Source organism: Micromonospora echinofusca, assembly GCF_017614955.1.
GTDB classification, from domain to species: Bacteria; Actinomycetota; Actinomycetes; order Mycobacteriales; family Micromonosporaceae; genus Micromonospora; species Micromonospora echinofusca_A.
In genome coordinates this window covers 1-5,977 of record NZ_WVUH01000399.1, presented here as the reverse complement: position 1 = coordinate 5,977, position 5,977 = coordinate 1, and the positions used below count along the sequence as shown (strand labels likewise).

The 5,977-nt window shown below is 75.1% G+C and carries 6 protein-coding genes and 1 pseudogene; 3 read left to right on the top strand and 4 right to left on the bottom strand.

Annotation, left to right across the window (positions count from 1 at the left end; translation table 11 throughout):
* Window positions 1-392, top strand: a pseudogene (locus GSF22_RS29450) (hypothetical protein); the annotation flags it as partial.
* A gap of 27 nt (window positions 393-419) precedes the next feature.
* Here GSF22_RS29450 and GSF22_RS29445 read toward each other — a convergent pair.
* From GSF22_RS29445 to GSF22_RS29430, 4 genes are read right to left on the bottom strand one after another with little or no spacing between them, the layout of a single operon-like run.
* The gene (locus GSF22_RS29445; protein ID WP_208817179.1) at window positions 420-980 is read right to left on the bottom strand and encodes a hypothetical protein; all 561 of its coding nucleotides are present in this window, start codon (window positions 978-980) and stop codon (window positions 420-422) included.
* 39 nt (window positions 981-1,019) lie between these two features.
* A complete protein-coding gene (locus GSF22_RS29440; RefSeq protein WP_208817178.1) occupies window positions 1,020-2,090 on the bottom strand; it encodes a type III polyketide synthase in 1,071 nt (356 codons plus the stop codon).
* A 55-nt stretch (window positions 2,091-2,145) separates the two neighbouring features.
* Complete coding sequence (locus GSF22_RS29435) at window positions 2,146-3,312, bottom strand: acyl-CoA dehydrogenase family protein (protein WP_208817177.1); 1,167 nt, start codon at window positions 3,310-3,312, stop codon at window positions 2,146-2,148.
* A 45-nt stretch (window positions 3,313-3,357) separates the two neighbouring features.
* On the bottom strand, window positions 3,358-4,116 hold the full coding sequence (locus tag GSF22_RS29430) for a methyltransferase domain-containing protein (protein ID WP_208817176.1): 759 nt from the start codon (window positions 4,114-4,116) through the stop codon (window positions 3,358-3,360).
* A gap of 45 nt (window positions 4,117-4,161) precedes the next feature.
* Between GSF22_RS29430 and GSF22_RS29425 the strand changes: the two genes are divergently transcribed.
* Together GSF22_RS29425 and GSF22_RS29420 are read left to right on the top strand one after the other, a co-directional pair.
* Window positions 4,162-5,001, top strand: a complete 840-nt coding sequence (locus tag GSF22_RS29425) for a UbiA family prenyltransferase (RefSeq protein WP_208817175.1) — start codon at window positions 4,162-4,164, stop codon at window positions 4,999-5,001.
* A 178-nt stretch (window positions 5,002-5,179) separates the two neighbouring features.
* Window positions 5,180-5,899, top strand: coding sequence for a hypothetical protein (locus tag GSF22_RS29420; protein WP_208817174.1), 720 nt, complete (start codon window positions 5,180-5,182; stop codon window positions 5,897-5,899).
* The last annotated feature ends 78 nt before the right edge of the window (window positions 5,900-5,977 follow it).

Below are 5,977 nucleotides of genomic sequence, written 5' to 3'. Positions count from 1 at the left end.
CCCCCGACCCGGTACCGGGGCGTACGCTGCCCGCGCTGGAGCTGACCGACGAACGGCAGGAGCCGGTGTCGTTGCGGGGACTGCTGCCGGCGGTGGTCATCCTGTTGGACGACTGCACCTGCACCGGGCAGGTCGGGGCCGCCGCGGCTGCGGTACCCGCCGGGGTGCGCGTGGTCACCGTGGTCGACGACGGGCGGGTACCGGCCCCGGCAGACAGCGGGGTCCGCTCCCTCGGCGACCCGGCCGGGGCGCTCCGGGCCTTCCTGCACCTTCCCGAGCAGCCCGGTACGGCCACCGCGCTGCTCGTCGACCGCACCGGCCGGGTCCTCCGGGTGGTACCCGGCGCCGGGCCGGTCGAGGCGTACCGGGCCGACCTGGCGCGCCTGGGCTGACCCGGGGTACCGCGCCGGAGCCGGCCGTCAGGGGGTCCGGACCAGCTGCACCGCCAGCCGGGCCGCGTCGGTCCGCCGGCCGAACACGGAAACCGTCACCGGCCCGCCGGTGCCGATCACGTACTCGCTGGCGAAGGAGCCGTCACACCGGACGATCTTCGTCAACGGCCGGATCACCCGGCCGGCCACCATCAGCCGCACCGAGTTCCGCCGCGAGCCGGTGCAGGAGTACTGCACCAGCAGCCGCTCCTGCGGCCCGGACGGGACCGTCCAGGTCCCGTTCGCGCCGTCGGCCAACCCGACGACCTCCCGCAGCACGACGTCGGGATGGACCGGCAGGACCCGGTCCGGCCAGTCCGGGTCCGTCCAGGGCCGCACCCCGACCACCTCGCCGGTCGCCGCGTTGATCTGCAACTGGATACCGGGCGGCAGCTCGCCGGCCAGTTCGAGGCCCGGTCGGGGCACCCGCACCTCGCGGCCCGGCCCGGGAGCGTTCCCGACCCACCACCAGCCGCCCACCGCCAACGCAGCGACCACCAACGCGGCCAGGGTCAGATCCGTCGCCCGTCGACCGGTGCCCCGCTCCATACGAAGCAGGGTACGGCCGGCAGCGCCCCTCCGCCCTCCTCAGATCGACGGGGAACGCTGGAGCAGGGTCGCGTAGAGGGTCAGCCCCGGCCCGAAGGCGAGCATCACGATCCACTCCGGCGGGCAGGGCTCCCGGCGCAGCCGGTCCAGGATCAGCAGCACCGTCGGCGAGGAACAGTTACCGTGTTCGTCCAGGGTGGCGCGCGAGGCGACCAGCCCGCCCGGGGGAATCTCCAGCTCCCGCTCCACCACGTTGAGGATGCGCGGCCCGCCCGGGTGCACCGCCCAGCCGTCCACCTCCGGCACCCGCAGGCCGTGCCGGGCGAGCAACCCGTCCACCAGCTTCCGGACGTGCGACGACAACACCTGCGGCACCTTCGGCGACAGCCCCATCCGGAAGCCCGTGTCGGTGACGTCCCAGGTCATGTGGTCGGCGGTGGAGGTGTCGGTGACCGAGGCGACCTCGCGGACCGCGTACCCCGGTCGGCCACCCGGGGTGACCACGGCGGCGACCGCAGCGTCCGAGAAGAGCGCATGCGACACGATCTGCTGGGTGTCCACCCGGGCCGAGGAGGGCTGGATGTGCAGACTGGTCAGCTCGGTGCAGAGCAGCAGCGCCGGACGGCCCCGGGCGGCCACGAAGTCGCTGACCACACCCAACCCCGGTAGGGCCGCGTAGCAGCCCATGTGGCCGATGAACATCCGCTGGGTCTCCGGGGCCATGCCCAGGTCCCGGGCGAGCAGGATGTCCAACCCCGGCGTCACGTACCCGGTGCAGGAGCAGACCGCGAAGAGACCGATCTCCGCCGCGTCCAGCCCGGCGGAGGTCAACGCCCGACCGACCGCCTCCTTGCCCAGCGGTAGCGCCTCGACCAGGTAGCGCCGCATCCGGCGCTCGGTCGGCCAGTCCGACACGTCCTCCAGCAGCGGGTTCACCGCCGCCTGCCGTCGGGTCACGCCGGAGTTGGCGAAGATCCGCTCGGCCAGTGCCCGGGTGCTGTCCGGGAAGTGCCGGGCGAAGAACCCGTCCCAGAGCTGCTGCTGCCCGGTCGACGGCGGCAACGCCGTACCGAGACCCGCGATCACCGGTGACACGGCCACGGCTCCCACCTCTCGTCGTCTGCCCCGGGCGCCCGGCACGGGCCGACCCGGACTACCTCCACGGTCACCAACGAGGGGTCGACGCGTCACGGTCCGGGTCGCCGCCGAGCGCCGCGATGCCGAGCCAGTCCGCGCAGACGTCCGAGGTGGCCGGATGCAGCGATCCGCAGCGGGCGTCCCGGTAGAGCCGCTCCAGCGGATGTCCCCGCCGGGTGGCCGACGTGCCGGCGGCCTCCAGCATCGAGGCCGCCACCTCGGCCGCCGTCGTACCGGCGAGCAGCTTGGCCCGCCACACCCAGCGGTTGGTCTCCGCGTCCCCCGGCGCCTCGTCGACCCGGCGGGCCGCCTCGGCCACCACCAGTTCGGCGGCGGCGACCGCCGCGTCGGCCCGGCCCACCCGGGCCCGGACCGCCGGCAGGCCGGTGAGGTTGCGGGCGGTCAGGTGCTCGGCGGCGGCGTCCACGGCGGCCCGGGCCACCCCCACGTAGACGGCCGCGTAGCTGGCCACCAGCCAGTGCGGCATGAGCTGGGCCACCACCAGGGCCAGCCCTTCCACCCCGCCGAGCAGCCGGTCCGCCGGCACCGTCACGTCCAGGTGCAGGTCGTGCGAGGAGGTGGCCCGCATGCCGAGCGAGTCCCAGGTCGGTTCGACGTGCAGGCCGTCCCCGGCCGGCACCAGGAACTGGGAGACCACCGCCGGATCGTCCGCCCGCCGGGCGGCGACCAGGTACCCGTCGGCGTGCCCCGCACCGGAGCAGAACGTCTTCGCGCCCTTGATGTGGTAGCCGCCGTCGACCGGTTCGTACACCGTGGCGAGTTGGGAGAGCCGCGCGCCGGCACCCCGTTCGCTCATCGCCACGCCGTACCACGCGCCCTGCGCCGCGTCGGCCAGCAGCCGGTCCCGGGCGGCCAGCGCCTCGTCGGGTACGCCCAACGCCTCGGCCAACTCCTCGTCGACCGCGCCGAGCGCACCGGTCACCGAGGCGTGCATGTTGAACACCAGCGCGGTGGCGCCGTTGCCCCGGGCCAGCTCGGTGGCGACCGCCGCGTACTGCGCGAACCCGGCTCCGGTACCGCCCAGGGCGCGCGGGACCATCAGTCCGAACAGGCCGGCCGCCCGCAGGTCGGCGAAGTCGTCCACCGGGAACGAACCGTCCCGGTCGTGTCCGCCCGCCCGGGCGGCGAGCCGTGGCGCCAACCGGCGGGCAGCATCCAGTGCGTCCGATGTCATGTCCGGCCCCCTTAGACCTCGTGCCTTACCCCGGTGCGGTACGCCCTACCCGTCCTTCACCCCGCGACCCTGGTACAACACCGCCGACGACCAGGTGGGCACGATCCGGGGCGGCGCCGTCCGGCCGGTACGCCGGGCCAGGGCCGGGTACGCCCGGCCCAGCAGCCACCGGCCGGTACCGACGACGGTGGGGCGTACCCCCCGGATCCGCAGCCGCACACCGTGCCGGGCGCACTCCGCGACCAGGGCGCGGGAGTCCACGAACAACCGTGGATCGTGGATGCCCCGGGGTACCCCCCGGAAAAGTTCGGCCACCCGCACGGCGAGCAGCCGGCTCAGCGCCGTCGCGTTCAGGGTGTCCAGGACCAGGGTGCCGCCCGGGGCCAGCACCCGGCACGCCTCGGCGACGGCGGCCCGCCAGTCCGGTACGTGTTCCAGCAGCTCACCGGCGGTCACCACGTCGGCGCAGCCGTCGGCCAGCGGCAGGGCCGCCGCGTCGCCGTTGACCACGGTCACGCCGTGCGTGGCGGCCTGCGCCAGCGCCGAGCGGGTCAGGTCCACCCCGACGTGCCGGTACCCGCGCCCGGCCAGGTGCGGGGCGAGCAGGCCGGCTCCACACCCGACGTCGACGAGGAGCGCCCCGGGCCGGCGGGCCGGGGGTACCAGGGCGGCGCGGGCCGTGGCCAGCCAGTGCAGCATCGCGAACGCGCCGTCGGGTCGCCACCACTCGTCGACCAGGTCGTCGTACTGCCGGGGGTCGTTGCGGGGCAGCACCCGGGGCGGCACCGGACCCTGATGTGGCATGGGTCGAGCGTGGCACGACTCCCCGGTAACGACCAGACTTCCCTTATGTCGCGAACGGTGTTAAGGCTGGTCAGAGCGAGTCATCCGGAACCGGCAGCGGCGGTGACCACCGTGGCCGGACTGCTCGCCTGGGGGGTGGGGCACCGGGTGGCCGGGGTCGTCGCGGTGGCGGGTGCCGTACTGGCCAGCCAGCTCGCGGTCGGTTGGACCAACGACCGGCTCGACGTGCACCGGGACGCCCTGGTCGGTCGGGCCGACAAGCCGCTGGCCACCGGCGCGCTCAGCCCACGCCTGGTGACGGTCGCGGCGGTGGTGGCCGCCCTGGCCACCCCGCTGCTCGCCCTGCTGACCAACCCGGTGGCGGCGGCCTGTGCCACCCTCGGCCTGCTCTCCGCGCTGCTCTACGACTGGCCGCTCAAGTCCACTCCGGTCTCGGTGCTGCCGTACGCGGTGTCGTTCGGCTGTCTGCCGGCGTTCGCCGTGCTGGCCCTGCCCGGCGCCCCGGTGCCGCCGCTGTGGCTGGTCGCTGCGGGCGCACTGCTCGGCGCGGGCGCGCACTTCGCGAACGTGCTGCCGGACCTCGCCGACGACGCCCGGACCGGGGTACGTGGACTGCCGCACCGGCTCGGGCCGACCGGTACCCGGATCGCCGCGACCGTCCTGCTGTTCGCCGCGACCACGGTGCTCGTGTTCGGCCCGCCGGGACCGCCGTCCGGGGCCGGCCTCGCCGCGGTCGCCACCGCCGCCGTGGTGCCGCCGGTGACCTGGTACGCCGCCCGCGCCGGCCAGCAAACGGACGGTCGTCCGGTCGCGGTGTTCCGGGCGGTGATGCTGGTGGCGGTGATCGACGTGGTGCTGCTGGTGACCGGCGGGCGGGTGGTCTGACCGGTTTGTCAGGGTCGGCTCGGCCAGCAGCGCCTTCGGCCGGGTCACCGGGACGGCTTTGCCGGGTCCCTGTGCGGTGCTCGATCAGCCCCAACTACCCTGGATCCCGGTCTGCGCGGGTATGGCCACCGCGCCCGGGGTGCCGCTCCGGGCGGGGATCGTGACGAGGAGGACCGACGTGACGCGCTCGATCAGGGGTTCCCGGCGGGCGGCCGTGCTGCTGGCCGGCCTGGCTACGGCGACCAGCCTGCTGGTGGCCGGTTGTGGCTCGGGCCAGGTCGCCGAGACCGCCGCCAAGGAGCCGTCGATCGGCGGCGTCAACGTGCAGACCCCGGACAACGCGTTCAAGATCCGCAACGCCAACGTGGCGTACCCGAGCACCGAGGGGTACCCGGCCGGCGGCACCGCCCCGCTGACCCTGGCGCTCTACAACGACTCGCCCCGCGCGGTGACCGTGACCGTCACCTCGGACAGCGCCCGCACGGTGAGCCTCGGTGGTGCCGCCGCGCCGGCCGCCACCGCCTCGGCAACCGCTTCGGCGACCCCGGAGACCACCGGCTCCCCGAGCGCCACGGCCGGCGCGACCCCGTCGGCGCCCGGTACCGAGTCACCGGCCGCCACGCCCACCCCGGAGGCCACCCCGGCGGCCCCGGCCGCACCGGCCACCATCGAACTGCCGGCCGGCGGGTACGTGCTGCTGAACCCGGAGGCGGGCAGCTTCCTCCAGCTCGTCGGGCTGAACCAGGCGCTCCGCCCGGGCCAGGCGGTCAACGTCACCTTCGACTTCGGGCAGGGCGTCACCCTGGCCACCTCGATCCCGGTCGCCGTACCGCTCACCCCGGTCCCGCCGGCCTCCCCGGTGATCGGCGAGGGTGCCGCCGAGGAGCAGCACGGCTGAGCGGTACCCGGACGGACCTCGGAGAGGGGCCGGCGTGGCACGGGCCACGCCGGCCCCTCTTCGTCGTACGGATTGGCT

What these genes read in the sequence shown, in the direction of transcription:
- GSF22_RS29435 (WP_208817177.1), bottom strand. Translation starts at nt 3,312, where the DNA reads ATGACATCGGACGCACTGGATGCTGCCCGCCGGTTGGCGCCACGGCTC.
- GSF22_RS29430 (WP_208817176.1), bottom strand. Translation starts at nt 4,116, where the DNA reads ATGCCACATCAGGGTCCGGTGCCGCCCCGGGTGCTGCCCCGCAACGAC.
- GSF22_RS29445 (WP_208817179.1), bottom strand. Translation starts at nt 980, where the DNA reads ATGGAGCGGGGCACCGGTCGACGGGCGACGGATCTGACCCTGGCCGCG.
- GSF22_RS29425 (WP_208817175.1), top strand. Translation starts at nt 4,162, where the DNA reads ATGTCGCGAACGGTGTTAAGGCTGGTCAGAGCGAGTCATCCGGAACCG.